The following is a 19,536-nucleotide window of genomic DNA, read 5'->3' as shown; positions in this document are numbered from 1 at the left end:
TATTGCCATACAGCCGGTGCGACAAACAGCCGTACAGTCGTGTTGCCACCATCCATTGTGTACAATCGCCGTGTTTTTTACGCGATACTTGCCAGCGACCCGCTGTGTCGTATTACAGTCAAGGTCAATTCGCCGCCGTTCTCCCGACCCGAGTGCCCATGAACGAACAGTTGCAACCCCTCAAGAAACAACCGCGAGCAGGCAAAGCCGGCCGCAGCGGAACCCAGGACGATATTGTCTACGCGCATATTTTCGAGGCCATCCTTGAACAGCGCCTGGCGCCCGGCACCAAGTTGAGCGAAGAAGCGCTGGGGGAAATTTTCGGGGTCAGTCGCACCATCATCCGCCGTGCGCTGTCGCGCCTGGCGCATGAGGGGGTTGTGCTGTTGCGACCGAATCGTGGCGCCGTGGTGGCAAGCCCGAGTGTCGAAGAAGCGCGGCAGGTGTTCTTCGCCCGGCGTCTGGTCGAACGTGCAATCACCGAATTGGCTGTGCAACATGCCAATGCCGAAGAGCTCGCCGAGTTGCGCCAAATGGTCAACGACGAACGCGACAGCTTTTCCCGTGGCGATCGGGGTGCTGGCATTCGTTTGTCGGGCGAGTTCCACCTCAAGCTCGCCGAGGCGGCGAAGAATGCCCCATTGATCAGCTTCCAGCGCAGCCTGGTGTCCCAAACCTCGCTGATCATCGCCCAGTACGAAAGCGGCAACCGTTCCCACTGTTCCTACGATGAACACACACAACTGATCGATGCCATCGAAGCGCGTGACACCGAGCGGGCGGTGGATTTGATGATGCACCACATGAATCACATCGACAGCAAGCTCAACCTCGACGAGGAGAGTGCTTCGGACGATCTGCATGCGGTGTTCTCGCATCTGTTGCAGACCAAGAAGGCGGGGCGGTCGCCGGCCAAGATCTGATCTGGCACCGCGTCGCTTTCATCGCGGGCAAGCGCGCTCCTACAGAGCGTTGTGAGCACCTGTAGGAGCGGGCTTGCCCGCGATGACGGCCTGACGGACACAAAAAATCCCCCGGACTGAAAAAAGGTAGCGGGGGATTTTTTATGCTTGAAAAACCTTACCGCTGATGCACCAGATTCCCCGCCGCATACGTCTGCGCCACCGTACGGTCATCCCCCAGCGTCATCAGCACAAACAACGTCTCGGCAATGTTCTTCGCCTGCTGCAAGCGGTAGGCGAGTAGCGGGGTGGCCTTGTAATCGAGGACCAGGAAGTCGGCGTCGCTGCCCGGTTGCAGGTTGCCGATGCGGTCCTCGAGGCGCAGTGCGCGGGCGCCGCCGAGGGTCGCCAGGTACAGCGACTTGAACGGGCTCAGGCGTGCGCCCTGCAATTGCATGACCTTGTATGCCTCATTCAGGGTTTGCAGCAGCGAGAAACTGGTGCCGCCGCCAACGTCCGTGCCCAGGCCCACATTCACTTTATGTTTCTCGGCCATTGGCAGGTTGAACAGGCCGCTGCCGAGGAAGAAGTTCGAGGTCGGGCAGAAAGCAATCGCCGAACCGGTTTGCGCCAGGCGCGCACATTCGTCGTCGCACAGGTGCACGCCGTGGGCGAACACCGAGCGCTCGCCCAGCAACTGATAGTGGTCGTAGACGTCGAGGTAGCCCTTGCGCTCCGGGAACAGCGCTTTGACCCACTCGACTTCCTTGAGGTTTTCACTGATGTGGGTCTGCATGTACAGGCCCGGGTACTCGCTGAGCAACTGACCAGCAAGGGTCAGTTGCTCCGGGGTGCTGGTCGGCGCGAAGCGGGGGGTCACCGCATAGTGCAGGCGACCCTTGCCGTGCCAGCGTTCGATCAGCGCCTTGCTTTCGACGTAGCTGGATTCGGCGGTGTCAGTCAGGTAGTCCGGGGCGTTGCGGTCCATCATCACCTTGCCGGCGATCATGCGCAGGTCCAGGCGCTCGGCGACCTCGAAGAACGAATTCACCGACTGTGGGTGCACGCTACCAAATACCAGCGCGGTGGTGGTGCCGTTGCGCAGCAGTTCCTTGACGAAGATGTCGGCGACCTGGTCAGCGTGGGCCTTATCGGCGAACTGGCTCTCGCAGGGGAAGGTGTAGGTGTTGAGCCAGTCCAGCAGTTGCTCGCCGTAGGCGCCGACCATGCCGGTTTGCGGCAGGTGGATATGGGTGTCGATGAAACCCGGGGTAATCAGCGCATCCTGGTAATGGTTGATCTCGATATCGGTCGGCAGGGTCGGCAGCAGTTCGCTGGCGTGGCCGAGGGCGGTGATCTGGCCGTTATCGACCACCAGCAAGCCGTCCTCGAAATACTCATAGGACGCTTCGATCCCCACTTCGGCGGGGTCGGCGATGCTGTGCAGGATGGCGGCGCGGTAGGCTTTGCGAGTCAGAGGCATAAGGTTCTCAGTTCGAGGCTTTAAGTTGTGCGGTTTGACTGCGGCGTGACACCGGCAGCAGCTTGGCGATCGGTTCGGCACTGGATGTTTGCTGCCCGAAGTTCGCGTTATAGGTGGCGATGATTTCGCCGGCGATGGAGACAGCGATTTCCACCGGCAATTTGCCCTTGACCTCGCCGATGCCCATCGGGCAGCGCATGCGTTGCAGGACGGCGGCGTCGAAACCCCGGTCGCGCAGGCGGTGTTCGAACTTCACCCGTTTGGTCTTCGAACCGATCAGGCCGAAGTAGGTGAAGTCATTGCGCTTGAGGATCGCCGCCGTGAGTTCCAGGTCGAGTGAGTGGTTGTGGGTCATGACGATGCAGTAGCTGCCGGCGGGCAGGTCGTCGATTTCATCCACGGGCTCTTCGCTGACGATCTTGCGCACGCCGTGGGGGATCTGCTCGGGGAATTCTTCATCCCGCGAGTCGATCCAGCGCACCCGGCAAGGCAGGCTGGCCAGCAGCGGCACGAGCGCTCGGCCGACATGCCCGGCGCCGAACACGGCGATCTGCGCCTGGACCTGGCCCATCGGTTCGAACAGCAGCACGGTGACGCCACCGCAGCACTGGCCAAGGCTGGCCCCCAGGCTGAAACGCTCCAGGTGGGTGTTTTGTTTGCCACTGGCGAGCATCTCGCGGGCGATGTGCATCGCCTTGTACTCCAGGTGCCCGCCGCCGATGGTGTCGAACGCATGGCGGGCGCTGATGACCATCTTCGAGCCGGCATTGCGCGGCGTCGAGCCCTGCTCTTCGATGATGGTCACCAGCACGCAGGGTTCGCCGCGGTTTTGCAGGTCGGCGAGGGCGTCGATCCAGTTGTACATGTTTCACCCCTACAACATCGTTGTTTGTTCGGGCCTCATCGCGGGCAAGCCAGCTCCTACATAGATCCATGGTGCGCAGAAGATCCCTGTAGGAGCTGGCTTGCCAGCGATGGGGTCGCCTCGGTCTCAGAGCGAAGCCATCTCGGTTTCAGTCTCGTCAGCCTTGACCGCCTTCAACTGCCGCATCTGCTCGCAGCCCCACAACACCCGCTCCGGCGTCGCCGGTGCGTCGATTTTCGGTTGATGTTTGTAATCACCGAGGCTCGCCACCGCATCCTTGATCGCGCACCACGCAGCGATGCCGAGCATGAACGGTGGTTCGCCCACGGCTTTGGAGTGGAACACCGTGTCTTCGGGGTTCTTGCGGTTTTCCACCAGCTTCACTCGCAGGTCCAGCGGCATGTCCGCCACGGCCGGGATCTTGTAGCTGGCCGGGCCGTTGGTCATCAGCTTGCCCTTGTTGTTCCACACCAGCTCTTCCATGGTCAGCCAGCCCATGCCCTGGATGAAGCCGCCCTCGACCTGGCCGATGTCGATGGCCGGGTTCAGCGAGGCGCCGACGTCGTGGAGGATGTCGGTACGCAGCATCTTGTATTCGCCGGTCAGGGTGTCGACCAGCACTTCGCAGCACGCCGCACCGAAGGCGAAGTAGTAGAACGGCCGGCCACGCGCCTGGCTGCGGTCGTAGTAGATTTTCGGGGTCTTGTAGAAACCGGTGCTCGACAGCGACACCTGGGCGAAATACGCCTGCTGGATCAACGCCTCGAAGGTGAGGATGTGATCGCGAACCCGCACGTGACCGTTGTGAAAGACCACATCTTCTTCGCTGACCTTGTAGTGTCGCGCGGCGAATTCCACCAGGCGCTGCTTGATCGTTTCGGCGGCATTCTGTGCCGCCTTGCCGTTGAGGTCGGCGCCACTGGACGCAGCGGTCGGCGAGGTGTTCGGTACTTTGTCGGTGTTGGTGGCGGTGATCTGCACGCGGTCCATTTCCACCTGGAAGACTTCGGCCACCACCTGCGCGACCTTGGTGTTCAAGCCCTGGCCCATCTCGGTGCCGCCGTGATTCAGATGGATGCTGCCGTCGGTGTACACGTGCACCAGGGCGCCTGCCTGGTTGAGGAAACTGGCGGTGAAGGAAATGCCGAATTTTACCGGGGTCAGCGCCAGGCCTTTTTTCAGGATCGGGCTGTTGGCGTTGTAACGGCGGATCGCTTCGCGGCGCTCGGCGTACTGGCTGCTTTCTTCCAGTTCGGCGGTCATTTCCTCGAGCATGTTGTGCTCGACGGTCTGGTAGTAATGGGTGACGTTGCGCTCGGTCTTACCGTAATAGTTGGCCTTGCGCACGGCCAGTGGGTCGAGGCCGAGGTGACGAGAGATGGCGTCCATCACTTCCTCGATGGCGACCATGCCTTGCGGACCGCCGAAACCACGGTAGGCGGTGTTCGACGCGGTATTGGTCTTGCAGCGATGGCCATTGATGGTGGCATCGCCCAGGTAATACGAGTTGTCCGAGTGGAACATGGCCCGGTCGACGATCGAGGCCGAAAGGTCCGGCGAGCACCCGCAGTTGCCGGCCAGTTCCAGGGCAATGCCGTGCAGGCGGCCGGTGCTGTCGAAGCCGACGTCGTATTCGACATAGAAGGGGTGGCGCTTGCCGGTCATCAGCATGTCTTCGACGCGCGGCAGGCGCATCTTGGTTGGCTGGCCGGTGAGGTGCGCGATGACCGCGCACAGGCACGCCGGGCTGGCGGCCTGGGTTTCCTTGCCACCGAAGCCGCCTCCCATTCGGCGCATGTCGACCACGATCTTGTTCATCGACACGTCGAGCACCTCGGCGACGAGCTTCTGCACTTCGGTCGGGTTCTGCGTCGAGCAGTACACAATCATGCCGCCGTCTTCGGTCGGCATCACCGACGAGATCTGGGTTTCCAGGTAGAAGTGTTCCTGGCCGCCGATGTGCAAGGTGCCCTGTAGACGGTGTTCGGCTGTGGCTAATGCGCCGGCCGAATCGCCGCGCTGATGGGTGTGGCTGTCGAGCACGAAGTGGCGTTTGCGCAGGGCTTCGACGACGTCCAGCACCGGTTCCAGGTCTTCGTATTCGATGATCGCGGCCATGGCGGCCTTGCGCGCGGTTTCCAGATCCCTGGCGGCGACAGCCACCACCGGCTGGCCGACGAATTGCACGGTGTCGATGGCCAGCAACGGATCGCCCGGCAGCAGGGGGCCGATGTCTTTCAGACCCGGTACGTCTTCGTGGGTGATGGCGATGCGCACACCTTCGAAGGCATAGCAGGGGGTGGTGTCGATGCTGATGATCCGGGCATGGGCGCGGTCCGACAGGCGTGCATAAACGTGCAGCTGATTGGGGAATTCGAGGCGGTCGTCGATGTACTGCGCTTCGCCGGACACATGCTTGGCGGCGCTGTCGTGCTTGACGCTGCGGCCGACACCGGTGGTCAGGTCCTGCGCGAACAATTGCGCCAGTTCAGCCTGGGTCTTCTCTACGACGTGATGATTAGACATAAGCGGTCACCCGGGTCTCGATGTGCGGCGTTTGCAGTTCGATGAAGTATTTGCGCAGCAGGTTCTGGGCGCTGAGCAGGCGATATTCCTTGCTGGCGCGGAAGTCCGAGAGCGGCGTGAAATCCTCGGCGAGGGCGGCACAGGCACGTTCCACCGTGATGCTGTTGAACAGTGCTCCGCGCAATACGGTTTCGCAGGCATTGGCGCGTTTGGGGATGGCGGCCATGCCGCCGAAGGCCACGCGAGCATCGCTGATCACGCCGTTTTCCAGACGCAGGTTGAAGGCGGCGCAGACCGCGGAAATGTCATCGTCCAGGCGCTTGGACACCTTGTACGCCCGGAACAACTGTTCGGCGCTGGCGCGGGGCACGATGATCTTCTCGATGAACTCGCTGTCCTGGCGCGCCGTGACCCGGTAATCGATGAAGTAGTCCTCAAGGGCGATGGTGCGACGTGTGTCGCCCTTGCACAAAACGATCTGCGCGCCGAGGGCAATCAGCAGCGGTGGCGAGTCACCAATCGGTGAGGCGTTGCCGATGTTGCCACCCAGGGTGCCCTGGTTGCGGATCTGCAAGGAGGCGAAGCGTTGCAGTAGTTCGCCAAAGTCCGGGTACTCGGCCTTCAAGGCCTCGTAACAGTCGGACAGGGCAGTGGCAGCGCCGATTTCCAGACGATCGTCGAAGCGCTCGATGCGTTTCATTTCGGCGACATTGCCCACGTAGATCATCACCGGCAAGGTGCGGTGAAACTGCGTGACTTCCAGCGCCAGGTCGGTGCCGCCGGCCAGTAGCCGGGCTTGTGGATAGGCGTCGTAGAGGTCTGCCAGGTCGGCAACGGTCAGCGGCACCAGGCAGCGTTTGTCGCCACTGTTGAGTTCGCCGATGTCGGTGGGGGCGATCGCTTTCAGGCGGGTGATGGTCTCGGCCTCGCGGGCATCGAACTGGTCAGGCTTTTTCCCGTAGCACGATTGCTCGGCTGCTTCCAGGATCGGGCGATAGCCGGTGCAGCGGCACAGGTTACCGGCCAGGGCTTCGTGGGCCTTGTGAGGATCGGGGGCATCACTGTTCTTTTGCAGAGCAAACAGCGACATGACAAAACCGGGTGTGCAGAAGCCGCATTGCGAGCCGTGACACTCGACCATGGCTTTTTGCACGCTGTGCAGTTCGCCCTGGTGCTTGAGGTCTTCGACGCTGATCAGTTGTTTGCCGTGCAGCGACGACACGAAGGTCAGGCAGGCGTTGAGGCTGCGATAGCGAATGTGTTCGCGCCCGGTCTCGTCGGTCTGCAACTCGCCGACGACCACGGTGCACGCGCCGCAGTCACCGCTGGCGCAGCCTTCTTTGGTGCCGGGCTTGCCCACATGGTCGCGCAGGTAATTGAGCACGGTCAGGTTCGGGTCCAGGGCGTGCTCGCTTCGAAGTTCCTGGTTGAGTAAAAACTGGATCACGGAAGGCCTCGCAGATTCATTATTGTTGTTAAGCGACTTGAACCGAATTTATCAGTTCTGACTTTTGGGTCAATGATTTTCTGACTTAAAGGTCAGGAAAAATCATTTTGTCGATCAACAGCACGTTCCCTCAGTATTGACCCTTGCGGCGTCACCTGCTTTTTTGCGGGTTTCGTGCCAAAAACCGCTGTGTGGGCACTCCGCCACAACCCCTCATGTGCGCTACACTGCGCCGCTTGTGCAGATCGAAGAGTTTGAAGGGACAACCATGACGTTCAAGGCGCCGGACAGCCTCGCCGAGCAAATCGCGCACCACCTCGCCGAACGCATCATTCGCGGTGAAATGAAGCCCGGAGAGCGCATCCAGGAACAGAAGGTCACGCTGGCCCTCAATGTCAGTCGTGGTTCGGTCCGCGAGGCGCTGCTTATTCTCGAGCGTCGCCACCTGATCGCGATCCTGCCGCGACGCGGTGCCCACGTCACCGAGCTCACTGCCCACAAAGTGCGCAGCCTGTGCACCCTCATGGGCGAGTTGTACATCATGCTCGGCAACGCCGTGGCCACTGGCTGGCAAGTGCAGGCCGACCTCGCGCCGTTCGTGCAGATCCAGCAACGCCTGCAGGGCAGTTTCGAGCGCCAGGACATCCGCACCTTCGTCGATGACAGCTTCAACGTGATGCGCGCCGCATATCCCTTCGCCGATAACCCGTATTTGCAGGAAACCGTCGAAAACCTGCAGCCGGCCATGAGCCGTGCGTATTTCCTGGCCCTGGACCAGCGCAAGGCGTCGATGAGCGAGTACCTGGCCTTGTTCTCCCAACTGCTGGGCGCGGTCATCGCCCGTGATTTCCCGCAGATACGTGAAGTGCTGACGGCCTATGGCCAGCGCAGCTGTGATCTGGTGATCTCTGCCCTGACGGACGCTTAAGCGTGCGGCTCAAGTGCATCAAGCTGGCGGGGTTCAAATCCTTCGTCGACCCGACCACGGTAAACTTCCCCAGTAACATGGCGGCGGTGGTCGGGCCCAATGGTTGCGGCAAGTCGAACATCATCGACGCCGTACGATGGGTGATGGGCGAGAGCTCGGCCAAGAACCTGCGTGGCGAGTCGATGACTGACGTCATCTTCAATGGCTCGACGAGCCGCAAGCCGGTGAGCCAGGCGAGCATCGAGCTGGTGTTCGATAACAGTGATGGCACCTTGATCGGCGAGTACGCCGCCTATGCGGAAATTTCCATTCGCCGCAAAGTGACCCGCGACAGCCAGAACAGCTACTTCCTCAACGGCGCCAAATGCCGCCGCCGTGACATCACCGATATTTTCCTCGGCACTGGCCTGGGGCCGCGCAGTTACTCGATCATCGAGCAGGGGATGATCTCCAAGCTGATCGAAGCCAAGCCGGAAGACTTGCGCAACTTCATCGAGGAAGCGGCGGGGATTTCCAAGTACAAGGAGCGTCGGCGCGAGACTGAAAACCGAATCCGGCGCACCCACGAAAACCTTGCGCGCCTGACCGACCTGCGCGAAGAGCTCGAACGCCAGCTCGAACGCCTGCACCGTCAGGCCGAGTCCGCCAAGAAATACCAGGAATACAAGGGCGAGGAGCGTCAGCTCAAGGCGCAGTTGTCGGCACTGCGCTGGCAGGCGCTGAACGAGCAGGTTGGTCAGCGCGAGGCCGTGATCGGCAATCAGGAAGTCACCTTCGAAGCATTGGTGGCCGAACAGCGCAACGCCGACGCCAGCATCGAACGCCTGCGTGACGGTCACCATGACCTGTCCGAGCGTTTCAACCTGGTGCAGGGGCGCTTTTATTCGGTCGGCGGCGACATCGCCCGGGTCGAGCAGAGCATCCAGCACGGTCAACAGCGTCTGCGGCAGTTGCAGGACGATTTGAAGGAAGCCGAACGCGCGCGCCTGGAAACCGAATCGCACCTGGGGCACGACCGCACCTTGCTGCTGACCCTCGGCGAAGAGCTGGACATGCTCGTGCCGGAGCAGGAGATCACCAGCGCTGCCGCCGAAGAAGCCGCTGCGGCGCTGGAAGAATCCGAAACCACCATGCACGGCTGGCAGGAACAGTGGGACGCGTTCAACCTCACAGCCGCGGAACCGCGTCGCCAGTCCGAAGTGCAGCAAGCGCGGATCCAACAGCTGGAAACCAGCCTGGAACGCCTGGCCGACCGGCAGAAACGCCTGGGCGAAGAGCGCGATTTGCTTTCGGCGGACCCGGAAGACGCGGCGATCATGGCGCTGACCGAACAGTTGGCGGCGAGTGAGGCGACCCTGGAAGACTTGCAGGCCAGTGAAGAGGCGCAGGTCGAGCGCCTTGAACAACTGCGCCAGCAACTGCAGCAGGCGCTGTCGGCGCAGCAACAGGCCCAGGGCGATTTGCAGCGCCTCAATGGGCGCCTGGCTTCGCTTGAAGCCTTGCAACAGGCTGCACTCGATCCGGGCACCGGCACCGCCGAGTGGCTGCGCGAACAACATCTGGCCGAGCGTCCGCGATTGGCTGAAGGCCTGAAAGTGGATGCGGGCTGGGAGTTGGCGGTGGAAACCGTGCTTGGCGCCGATCTGCAAGCGGTGCTGGTGGACGATTTCACCGGGGTCGACCTCGCGGGTTTCAGCCAGGGCGATCTGCGTTTACTCAGCCCCGCGAGCGATGGCGTGCGTGTGCCCGGCAGCCTGCTCGACAAGGTTGAAGCGCAGATCGACCTGTCTCCGTGGTTGGGCCAGGTCAAACCGGTCGACAGCCTGGAGCAGGCCTTGGCGCTGCGTGGTCAACTGGCGACCGGACAAAGCCTGATCAGCCGTGATGGCTACTGGGTTGGCCGGCACTTCCTGCGCGTGCGCCGGGCCAGCGAAGCGGAAAGCGGCGTGCTGGCGCGGGGCCAGGAAATCCAGCGACTGGGGCTTGAGCGCGAAGAGCGAGAGGCCTCGGTCGAGACCCTGGAAACGCAATTGCAGAACCTGCGGGCGCAACAGCGGCAACAGGAAAACGGTCGTGAACATTTGCGCCGACTGCTGCAAGACGAGGCGCGCCAGCAGGGCGAGCTCAAGGCGCAATTGTCCGCTGGCAAGGCCAAGGCCGAGCAATTGACCTTGCGCCGCCGCCGGCTCGATGAGGAGCTGGCCGAGCTGGCCGAGCAGCGCGAACTGGAGCACGAAAATATCGGTGAAGCGCGCCTGCAATTGCAGGACGCGCTGGATGCCATGGCGCTGGACACCGAGCAGCGCGAGCTGCTGCTGGCCCAGCGCGACAGCCTGCGCGAGCGTCTCGATCGCGTGCGTCAGGAAGCGCGGCAGCACAAGGATCATGCCCATCAATTGGCCGTTCGCCTGGGTTCGCTGCGGGCGCAGCACGACTCCACTCGCCAGGCGCTGGAACGTCTGGAAATGCAGTCCGAGCGCCTGACCGAAAAGCGCGAGCAACTGAGCCTCAATCTGGAGGAGGGCGAGGCGCCGCTGGAAGAGCTGCGCCTCAAGCTTGAAGAGCTGCTCGACAAGCGCATGACCGTCGATGAAGAACTCAAGACCGCGCAAATCGCCCTGGAAGATGCCGACCGTGAACTGCGCGACGCCGAAAAACGTCGTAACCAGGCCGAACAGCAATCGCAGCTGATTCGTGGCCAGATGGAATCCCAGCGCATGGAATGGCAAGCCCTGACCGTGCGCCGCAAGGCCCTTGAAGACCAGTTGCTGGAGGACGGTTACGATTTGCATGGCGTACTCGCCACGCTCGCGCCAGAGGCCAACGAGAAGGACGCCGAAGAAGAGCTCGAACGCATCGCTGCGCGCATTGCACGCCTGGGTGCGATCAACCTCGCGGCCATCGATGAATACCAGCAACAATCGGAGCGTAAACGTTATCTGGATGCGCAGAACGACGATTTGGTGGAAGCGCTGGATACCCTCGAGAACGTGATTCGCAAGATCGACAAGGAGACCCGCAACCGCTTCAAGGATACCTTTGATCAGATCAATGGTGGTTTACAGGCGCTTTTCCCAAAAGTTTTCGGCGGAGGCAGCGCGTATTTGGAACTGACGGGCGAAGATCTACTCGATACAGGGGTGACAATCATGGCGCGCCCGCCCGGGAAGAAGAACAGCACCATCCATTTGCTCTCCGGCGGCGAGAAAGCCCTGACCGCATTGGCCCTGGTTTTTGCGATCTTCAAGTTGAACCCGGCACCGTTCTGCATGCTCGACGAAGTGGACGCGCCACTGGACGACGCGAACGTCGGCCGCTACGCACGACTGGTGAAGGAGATGTCGCAGACGGTGCAGTTCATCTACATCACCCACAACAAGATCGCCATGGAAATGGCTGATCAATTGATGGGGGTGACGATGCACGAGCCCGGATGTTCGCGATTGGTGGCGGTGGATGTCGAGGAGGCCATGGCGATGGTGGACGCCTAGCGGCGTAGCTTCGAGCTGCAAGCTGTAAGCTGCAAGAGGTTGTGCTTGGAACTTGAGGCTTGTAGCTTCAGCCGCGCGCCTGATTAAACGAGCAAATTGTTGGGCGAAGATGGCAAATCGACACAATTTGCGCGGCGATTTCGACAGACGGTGTAAAGTTGTCTTTGGTCGTGCTAGTTTAATGTCAAATTTTCGTATACGTGGGCAAAACGCCTGTCAGAACATAGAGTTGGCGCCACGTTTTAAAGCGGTTTACCAGTTGTAAACCCCTTATTTTTCAGCATTTTTTATAGAGGCACGGGATTACATGGAAATCGGTCTGCGCGAGTGGCTGATCGTCATCGGCATCATTGTCATTGCCGGTATTCTTTTTGATGGCTGGCGCCGGATGCGCGGCGGCAAGGGGAAACTGAAGTTCCGTCTTGATCGAAATCTGTCCAATTTGCCGGATGACGACGGTAATGCCGAGCTATTGGGCCCGTCCCGGGTGCTCGATACCCATAAAGAACCGCAACTGGACGAGCATGATCTGCCGTCGGTCAGCGCCCCGGCCCGTGAGGCTCGTGAGTCGGGTTCCAAACGTGGCAAGCGTGGCCATGGCGAACCGTCCCAGGGCGACATGAACCTCAGCCTCGACCTCGATGGTGGCCCGAGCTTCAACAGCCGTGACGATGATTTTCCGGACGACAGCAAGTCCTCGCCGTCTCTGGGCGACAAGGAGCAGCCACAAGCCGAAGAAGTGCTGGTGATCAGCGTGATCTGCCGCGACGCGGCCGGCTTCAAAGGCCCGGCGCTGTTGCAGAACATCCTGGAGAGCGGTTTGCGTTTTGGCGAAATGGACATCTTCCATCGCCACGAAAGCATGGCCGGTAATGGCGAAGTGCTGTTCTCCATGGCCAACGCGGTCAAGCCGGGTATCTTCGATCTGGACGACATCGACCATTTCAGCACCCCGGCCGTTAGCTTTTTCCTTGGTCTGCCGGGTCCACGTCATCCCAAGCAAGCCTTCGACGTGATGGTGGCTGCGGCGCGCAAACTGTCCCAGGAGCTCAACGGCGAGCTCAAGGACGACCAGCGCAGCGTGTTGACCGCCCAGACCATCGAACACTACCGTCAGCGCATCGTTGAGTTCGAACGTCGCGCATTGACCCAGAAGCGTTGAGAACAGGATCGTGCCACGCGACCTGTACCTGTAGGAGCCGAGCTTGCTCGCGATGGCGTCTATGAGATCGCCATCGCGAGCAAGCTCGGCTCCTACAATAAGTTTTGCCGCATCAACAGATTGAGCAGCTTCGGCTGCTCTTTTGCTTTATGAGAGAACACCCATGACCGCCGCCAAAAACCGCATTCTAGAGCTGCGCGCTGAACTCGATCAGCACAACTATCGTTATCACGTGCTGGACGAGCCGAGCATTCCGGACGCTGAATACGATCGCTTGTTCCACGAACTCAAAGCCCTCGAAGCGGCCAATCCGGAGCTGATCACCAGCGACTCGCCGACGCAACGCGTTGGCAGCGCTGCGTTGTCGGCGTTCACTCAGGTGCGTCACGAAGTGCCGATGCTCAGCCTCGGCAACGCCTTCGAAGAAACCGATATGCGCGAGTTCGATCGCCGGGTGACCGAAGGTCTCGACCTGCCGGCCGGTGATCTGTTCGGCGGCGGTTCGGCAGTGGAATACAGTTGCGAGCCTAAACTCGATGGCCTGGCGGTCAGCCTGCTGTATCAGGACGGCGTACTGGTGCGCGGCGCGACCCGTGGCGACGGCACCACCGGCGAAGACATCAGCGTCAACGTGCGCACCGTGCGCAACATTCCGTTGAAGCTGCAAGGCACTGGCTGGCCGGCGACCCTGGAAGTGCGCGGTGAGGTGTTCATGTCCAAGGCCGGTTTCGAACGCCTGAACGCTACGCAGCTTGAAGTGGGTGGCAAAACCTTCGCCAACCCGCGCAACGCGGCAGCGGGTAGCTTGCGCCAACTGGATTCGAAGATTACCGCCAACCGTCCGCTGGAGTTCTGCTGCTACGGCATTGGTCAGGTCTCGCAAGACATCGCCGACACCCACATTGGCAACCTGAAGCAGCTCCAAACCTGGGGCCTGCCGATCAGCCGCGAGCTGAAGCTGGCGCACGGCATCGACGAGTGCCTGGATTACTACCGCGACATCGGTGAGCGCCGCAATGGCCTGGCTTATGAAATCGATGGCGTGGTGTTCAAGGTCAACAGCATCGCCTCCCAGCGTGAGCTGGGTTTCCGTGCGCGTGAACCGCGCTGGGCGATTGCCCACAAATTCCCGGCAATGGAAGAGCTCACCGAACTGCTCGACGTGGAATTCCAGGTCGGTCGTACCGGTGCGGTGACCCCTGTCGCCCGATTGAAGCCGGTGAAGGTCGCCGGCGTCACCGTGGCCAACGCAACGCTGCACAACATGGATGAAGTGGCGCGCCTGGGCCTGATGATCGGCGACACCGTGATCATTCGCCGCGCCGGCGATGTGATTCCGCAAGTGGTGCAGGTGGTGCTCGAGCGTCGCCCTAAGGATGCACGCGCCGTACAGATTCCCGAGCGTTGCCCGGTGTGCGGTTCCCATGTCGAACGTACCCAACTGGTCAAGCGCAGCAAGGGTCGCGAAACCGTCAGTGAAGGCGCGGTGTATCGCTGCGTTGGCCGACTGGCCTGCGGCGCGCAGCTGAAACAGGCAATCATTCACTTCGTGTCGCGCCGCGCCATGGACATCGAAGGCCTGGGCGACAAGAGCGTCGAGCAACTGGTCGATGAAGGCCTGGTGAGTTCGCCGGCCGACCTTTATGCGCTGAAGTTCGAAGACATCGTCGAGCTCGAAGGTTTTGCCGAGCTGTCGAGCAAAAAGTTGCTCAGCGCCATCGAGGACAGCAAGCGCCCGAGCCTGGCGCGCTTCATCTATGCCCTGGGCATTCCCGATGTAGGCGAGGAGACGGCCAAGGTCCTGGCGCGCTCGCTGGGGTCGCTGGAGCGGGTCCAGCAGGCATTGCCAAACGTGCTGACCTACTTGCCGGACGTAGGGCTGGAAGTGGCCCACGAGATTCACAGCTTTTTTGAAGACAAGCACAACCAGCAAGTCATCGCCGATCTGCTCAAGCATGGTTTGCAGATTCAGGATCAGGGCGAGCTGAGTGCCGAGTTCGCTGCCAGCACGACCCTCGGTGGATTCCTGGACAAGCTGCACATTCCGTCGGTCGGGCCGGGTGGCGCGCAGAAACTTGCGGAAAAATTCGGATCCCTGGAAGGCGTGTTCAATGCCGATTGGCTGGATATGCGCCAGGCCCTGCCGGAGAAACAGGCCAATTCGGTTCGAGAGTTTTTTGCCTTGGCCGAAAACCGCGAGCTGGCGCAAGCGGCGGAGCAACAATTGCGCGATTTCGGCATGCACTGGTTGAGCGAGAAAAAAGTCGTCGAAGGCTTGCCGCTGACGGGCCAGACCTGGGTGTTGACCGGCTCGCTGGAGTTGATGAGTCGCGACGTGGCCAAGGACAAGCTGGAAAACCTCGGCGCCAAGGTGGCCGGTTCGGTATCGGCCAAGACCCACTGCGTGGTGGCGGGGCCCGGTGCGGGCTCCAAATTGGCCAAGGCGAATGAGCTGGGGTTGAAGGTGCTGGATGAGGAGGCGTTTGTCAGTTTCCTGGGTGAGCACGGCATATCTGCGTAGCTACCTCCTGTAGGAGCGAGCTTGCTCGCGATGATGATCGTTCCCACGCACGGCGTGGGAACGATCTCGATGGAGCAATGATCTAGTCTTGGCAACCCCCAAGGAAGAGATCGCCATGCTCCGTTTCTTCGAACAGCTCAGTTCGCGCATCGCCGCACCCTTCATCGGCGAGCGTTCGCGCAACAGCAAGGTGTGGAACTGCCGCTGCGGGCAATCGCTGTTTTTTCCCAACAGCCAATGCCTGGCCTGTTCGGCGGCCCTGGGTTATCAGCCACAGCAAGGCCGCCTGACCTCCATGCAACCCGCCGAACAGGCGGGCACCTGGCTACTCGACGCCGACCCCGACGCCGGTGCCTGGCGCCGCTGTGCCAACCTCGACTCGCCGGCCGCCTGCAACTGGCTGTTGCCGGCCAGCGATTCTCACAGCTTATGCATCGCGTGCCGACTCAATCGCACCATCCCCGACCTGTCGATTGACGACAACCACGAGCGCTGGCGCAAGGTCGAAGCAGCCAAGCGCCGGCTGGTCGCCCAGTTGCTCGGCCTGGGCCTGCCGATCGTGCCCCGGTCCGAAGACGCCGAGGCGGGCCTGGCGTTCGACTTCATCGGCGTCGACCTGGAAGGCCAGCCGCCCACTACCGGCCACGCCAATGGGCTGATTACCCTGGATATCAGCGAAGCTGACGACGCCCACCGCGAACAGGTGCGGGTGCACATGCATGAGCCGTATCGCACGCTGCTGGGGCATTTTCGGCACGAAGTCGGCCACTATTACTGGGATCGACTGATTGCAAACACCGAATGGCAGGCGCCGTTTCGTGACCTGTTCGGTGACGAGCGGGCGAGCTACGCCGACGCGCTGGAACGCCATTACCAGCAAGGTGCGCCTTTGGATTGGCAGCAACACTTCGTCAGCGCTTACGCCACCATGCATCCGTGGGAAGACTGGGCGGAAACCTGGGCGCACTACCTGCACATGATGGACGCAGTGGACACGGCCCTCGGTTTCGGCATGAGCGCCCGGGAGATGGACCTTGACTACCAGCCGTTCCCGGCCAGCGTCCTGTTCGATTCACAGCACCCCGGCGGCGCGGCGTTCCTCTCGTTCGTCAACGCCTGGATCGAACTGGCGAGCATGCTCAACGAACTGTCGCGCAGCATGGGGCAGGCGGATTTCTACCCCTTCGTCCTGCCACCGGCGGCGATCACCAAGCTGCACTTCATCCACCTGGTGATCTCCTGTAGGAGCGAGCTTGCTCGCGATGGTCGTTAACGATAACGCTGGGTGTCAGGATAGCCAGCGGTGCCTGGGCCTCCATCGCGAGCAAGCTCGCTCCTACAGGATTTCACCGTGAACATGCAGCAAGACCCCGCAGAAGCGGGCTCTCCCGCAACAGCCTTTGCATGTCCTTGAACCCACTCAAATTTTTTATCCCGGCCAACGGTTGTAACTTCGTCCCAGACAGGTACAATGGCGCGGCTCGCCGTCAGGCGGGCGTCGTTATGGTGACCCCATCGGTCCCCCCGCAACGATTACCCGTGAACCTGGTCAGAGCCGGAAGGCAGCAGCCACAGCGGGAACATTGTGTGCCGGGGTGTGGCTGGTGGGGTTGCCTCCATAACGCTACGCGGACCCTCTCTCGCGTTATCCCGCTTAAATCATCTTCCCTGCTCTGCCCTGAATGTGCTCAGGGGCGGATTTTTGTCGTTTGCGATTTGGCACACAAAAAAGGAGGCCGACCTGTCGATTCAGGTCGGCCTCCTTTTTTATGTCTGTCGCTCGAGCTTTGAAAGGGCCTGGTCGACCGCGGCGATCAGCTTGCCCAGATCCTTCGGCGCGGTTTTGTGGATGACGGAGAACAGGTAAGCGCGTTGTTCGTCTTCATCATCCAGATCGACAAAAAATGCCTTCAGCTGGACCCCCAGCACAGTGGCAAGCAGGAACAGCGCCTCCACGCTGGGCGTGTAGGTCCCGGTTTCGAAGCGGCTGATGGTTTTGGGGTCAAAACCGGTCCTTTCACCGAGCTCAGCCTGAGTAAGCCCTGCGACCTTGCGGTAACGACGAATGGCTGAACCCAAGCTTGAAATTTGCATCGCTCAATTCCCATTTAGAATCAAGAACTTAACGATAGATTTTCGCATTAGGCAACCGCTCGATTCATCACTTTGCTATGCAAATTGTGATGTAATTCGTAGAATCGCCACTCCCAAGGGGATATTGGGTGTCCGGTTCTCTGAAGTTCGCCTGGTGGCGCAGAGCCAGCACTGCGCTCCTCCCCACCAGTGAGTGGCGGGCTCAGCTTGGCTTTGCCGTGCAAAAAATTACCGAAATGGCCGTTGCTGCGTCCCTGTCGTTGAGACTAGTAGATCGGCGGCTACCAATGGGCCATCAATGGCTGTACATGGAGTGATCACGTGGCGCTGCGCAAGTGGATTCAACTCTTCTTTACCGGTTATTGCGCGCTGGTCGAACGCGATCGCCGCTAGCGGCAGTGAGCCTGAATCATGGACGAGAAATACCGCAGGGCCGTGGATGCCGCCGCGATTTTTTCCGAGACGGACGTCACCGGTCGGATCACCTACGTCAACGATCAGTTCTGCGCCGTGTCCGGCTACAGTCGTGACGAACTGCTCGGACAGAACCATCGTCTGCTCAATTCCGGGCTGCACCCGACCGAATTCTTCCTCAACATGTGGCGCACCATCGCCTTGGGCAATGTGTGGAAGGGGGAAATCTGCAATCGCGCCAAGGACGGCAGTCTGTTCTGGGTAGAGAGCACCCTGGTGCCGGTGCTGGACGACATCACTGGGCGGATTCACCGTTTCCTCGCCATTCGTTTCGACATCAGTGAAAAACGCCAACTGTTGCATTCCCTGCAATGGCGCGTGGGGCATGACGTCCTGACCGGCCTGCCCAATCGTGCGTTTCTTTCCGACTTGCTCGACCAGGCGTTGGCCTTTTCCCGTCAGGAAAACATTCCCTTGGCGGTGTGTATGCTCGACCTCGATGGTTTCAAGGCCGTCAATGATGGCTACGGGCATGCCAGTGGCGATCTGTTGCTGGTGGAAGTGGCCAGGCGCTTGCGCGACATCGTTCGCGGTGAAGACGTGGTGGCGCGGCTGGCGGGTGACGAGTTCGTGCTGGTGTTGCGTTATGTGCGCGACCTGCCGGAGCTGCGCGCGGCCCTCAATCGGGTGCTGGGGGCATTGTCTGCCCCTTATTCGGTGCAGGGCAAGGCGCTCAATGTCTTCGCCAGTATCGGTGTGACGCTGTTTCCCCATGACGACGAAGACGCCGAAACCTTGCTGCGCCACGCCGATCAGGCCATGTACGTGGCCAAACAGAGCGGGCGCAACCGGTTCCATTTGTTCGATGTGGGGCGCGATCAGGAGGTCAAGGCGACGCACCAGACCGTCGAGCGGGTGCGACAGGCGCTGGCTGCTGGTGAATTGCGCCTTTATTACCAGCCCAAGGTGCATATGCGTCATGGCGTCATCGTCGGGTTCGAGGCGCTGCTGCGCTGGGAGCATCCGCAGAAGGGCACGATCCCGGCTCGCGAGTTCTTGCCGGTGGTGGCGCAAACTGACCTGATCATCGACATCGGAGAATGGGTGATCGATCAGGTGTTGCAACAATTGGGTCGTTGGCAGGTCATCGGGCAGGGCTGGCCGATCAGCGTGAACATTGCCGCCCGGCATTTCCAGCGTGCCGACTTTGTCGACCGCCTTGATCAGTTGCTCGCGCGGCATGCCCACGTCCCGCCGCAGAGGCTGGACCTGGAAATCGTCGAGTCGGTCGCCGTCGAGAACATCCAGCATGTCAGTGCTTGCCTGCAAGCCTGTCAGGCGCTTGGGGTTCAGTTCTCGTTAGGGGACTTCGGCACCGGGTATTCCTCGCTCAGTTACCTCAAGCGCTTACGCACGCAGACGATCAAGATCGACCGCTCGTTCATTCGAGACATTCTGCATGATCACGACGATCTGGCCCTGACCAAGGCCGTGATAGGCCTGGCGCGGGCGTTTGGCCGGCAGGTGATTGCCGAAGGGGTGGAAAGCATCGAACATGGCCGGATGCTGTTGCAACTGGGGTGCGACATTGGCCAGGGATATTTCATCGCCCGTCCGATGCCGGAGGACGAGGTGCAGCGTTGGGCCGAACAGTATGTTGCGCCACGGCCATGGCGGCTGGACGAGGCCGTTCCGTGAAAAGG

At 61.0% G+C, this 19,536-nt stretch carries 12 protein-coding genes and 1 other RNA gene; 8 read left to right on the top strand and 5 right to left on the bottom strand.

Annotation, left to right across the window (positions count from 1 at the left end; all coding sequences use genetic code 11):
• The first annotated feature begins 158 nt into the window (after window positions 1-158).
• Window positions 159-923, top strand: coding sequence for a GntR family transcriptional regulator (locus AB4N64_RS16240; RefSeq protein WP_460116929.1), 765 nt, complete (start codon window positions 159-161; stop codon window positions 921-923).
• A gap of 157 nt (window positions 924-1,080) precedes the next feature.
• Here the strand turns inward: AB4N64_RS16240 and guaD are convergent, their stop codons facing one another.
• The 4 genes from guaD to xdhA all read right to left on the bottom strand — a co-directional run bounded on the left by guaD (window position 1,081) and on the right by xdhA (window position 7,223).
• Window positions 1,081-2,385: a guanine deaminase gene (guaD, locus tag AB4N64_RS16235; protein WP_460116928.1), complete on the bottom strand. Its 1,305-nt coding sequence runs from the start codon at window positions 2,383-2,385 to the stop codon at window positions 1,081-1,083.
• 7 nt (window positions 2,386-2,392) lie between these two features.
• Window positions 2,393-3,250, bottom strand: coding sequence for a xanthine dehydrogenase accessory protein XdhC (gene xdhC, locus AB4N64_RS16230; protein ID WP_460116927.1), 858 nt, complete (start codon window positions 3,248-3,250; stop codon window positions 2,393-2,395).
• Between the two features lie 126 nt (window positions 3,251-3,376).
• Window positions 3,377-5,776 (bottom strand): xanthine dehydrogenase molybdopterin binding subunit, encoded by a 2,400-nt coding sequence (xdhB, locus tag AB4N64_RS16225; protein WP_460116926.1) that lies wholly within the window; start codon window positions 5,774-5,776, stop codon window positions 3,377-3,379.
• The gene (gene xdhA, locus AB4N64_RS16220; RefSeq protein ID WP_460116925.1) at window positions 5,769-7,223 is read right to left on the bottom strand and encodes a xanthine dehydrogenase small subunit; all 1,455 of its coding nucleotides are present in this window, start codon (window positions 7,221-7,223) and stop codon (window positions 5,769-5,771) included. Before xdhA ends, xdhB begins: the two co-directional genes overlap by 8 nt.
• Before the next feature lie 268 nt (window positions 7,224-7,491).
• Between xdhA and AB4N64_RS16215 the strand changes: the two genes are divergently transcribed.
• The 6 genes from AB4N64_RS16215 (at window position 7,492) to ffs (ending at window position 16,935) form a co-directional block, all read left to right on the top strand.
• Complete coding sequence (locus tag AB4N64_RS16215; protein ID WP_460116924.1) at window positions 7,492-8,151, top strand: GntR family transcriptional regulator; 660 nt, start codon at window positions 7,492-7,494, stop codon at window positions 8,149-8,151.
• A gap of 2 nt (window positions 8,152-8,153) precedes the next feature.
• Complete coding sequence (smc, locus tag AB4N64_RS16210) at window positions 8,154-11,642, top strand: chromosome segregation protein SMC (protein ID WP_460116923.1); 3,489 nt, start codon at window positions 8,154-8,156, stop codon at window positions 11,640-11,642.
• A gap of 307 nt (window positions 11,643-11,949) precedes the next feature.
• Window positions 11,950-12,804: a cell division protein ZipA gene (gene zipA / locus AB4N64_RS16205; RefSeq protein ID WP_460116922.1), complete on the top strand. Its 855-nt coding sequence runs from the start codon at window positions 11,950-11,952 to the stop codon at window positions 12,802-12,804.
• A gap of 163 nt (window positions 12,805-12,967) precedes the next feature.
• Window positions 12,968-15,325, top strand: a complete 2,358-nt coding sequence (ligA, locus tag AB4N64_RS16200; protein ID WP_460116921.1) for an NAD-dependent DNA ligase LigA — start codon at window positions 12,968-12,970, stop codon at window positions 15,323-15,325.
• 115 nt (window positions 15,326-15,440) lie between these two features.
• Window positions 15,441-16,598 (top strand): zinc-binding metallopeptidase family protein, encoded by a 1,158-nt coding sequence (locus AB4N64_RS16195; protein ID WP_460116920.1) that lies wholly within the window; start codon window positions 15,441-15,443, stop codon window positions 16,596-16,598.
• 240 nt (window positions 16,599-16,838) lie between these two features.
• An RNA gene (gene ffs / locus AB4N64_RS16190) (signal recognition particle sRNA small type) lies at window positions 16,839-16,935 on the top strand.
• Between the two features lie 157 nt (window positions 16,936-17,092).
• Here ffs and AB4N64_RS16185 read toward each other — a convergent pair.
• Window positions 17,093-17,419, bottom strand: a complete 327-nt coding sequence (locus AB4N64_RS16185; RefSeq protein WP_460116919.1) for a helix-turn-helix domain-containing protein — start codon at window positions 17,417-17,419, stop codon at window positions 17,093-17,095.
• A gap of 411 nt (window positions 17,420-17,830) precedes the next feature.
• On the opposite strand from AB4N64_RS16185, the gene AB4N64_RS16180 reads away from it, so the two are divergent.
• Window positions 17,831-19,531 (top strand): putative bifunctional diguanylate cyclase/phosphodiesterase, encoded by a 1,701-nt coding sequence (locus AB4N64_RS16180; protein WP_460116918.1) that lies wholly within the window; start codon window positions 17,831-17,833, stop codon window positions 19,529-19,531.
• Window positions 19,532-19,536 lie beyond the last annotated feature (5 nt).

Source organism: Pseudomonas sp. S2_C03, assembly GCF_054668405.1.
Note: the sequence above shows the minus strand (reverse complement) of the source record. Positions and strands in the feature narration are given on the sequence as shown.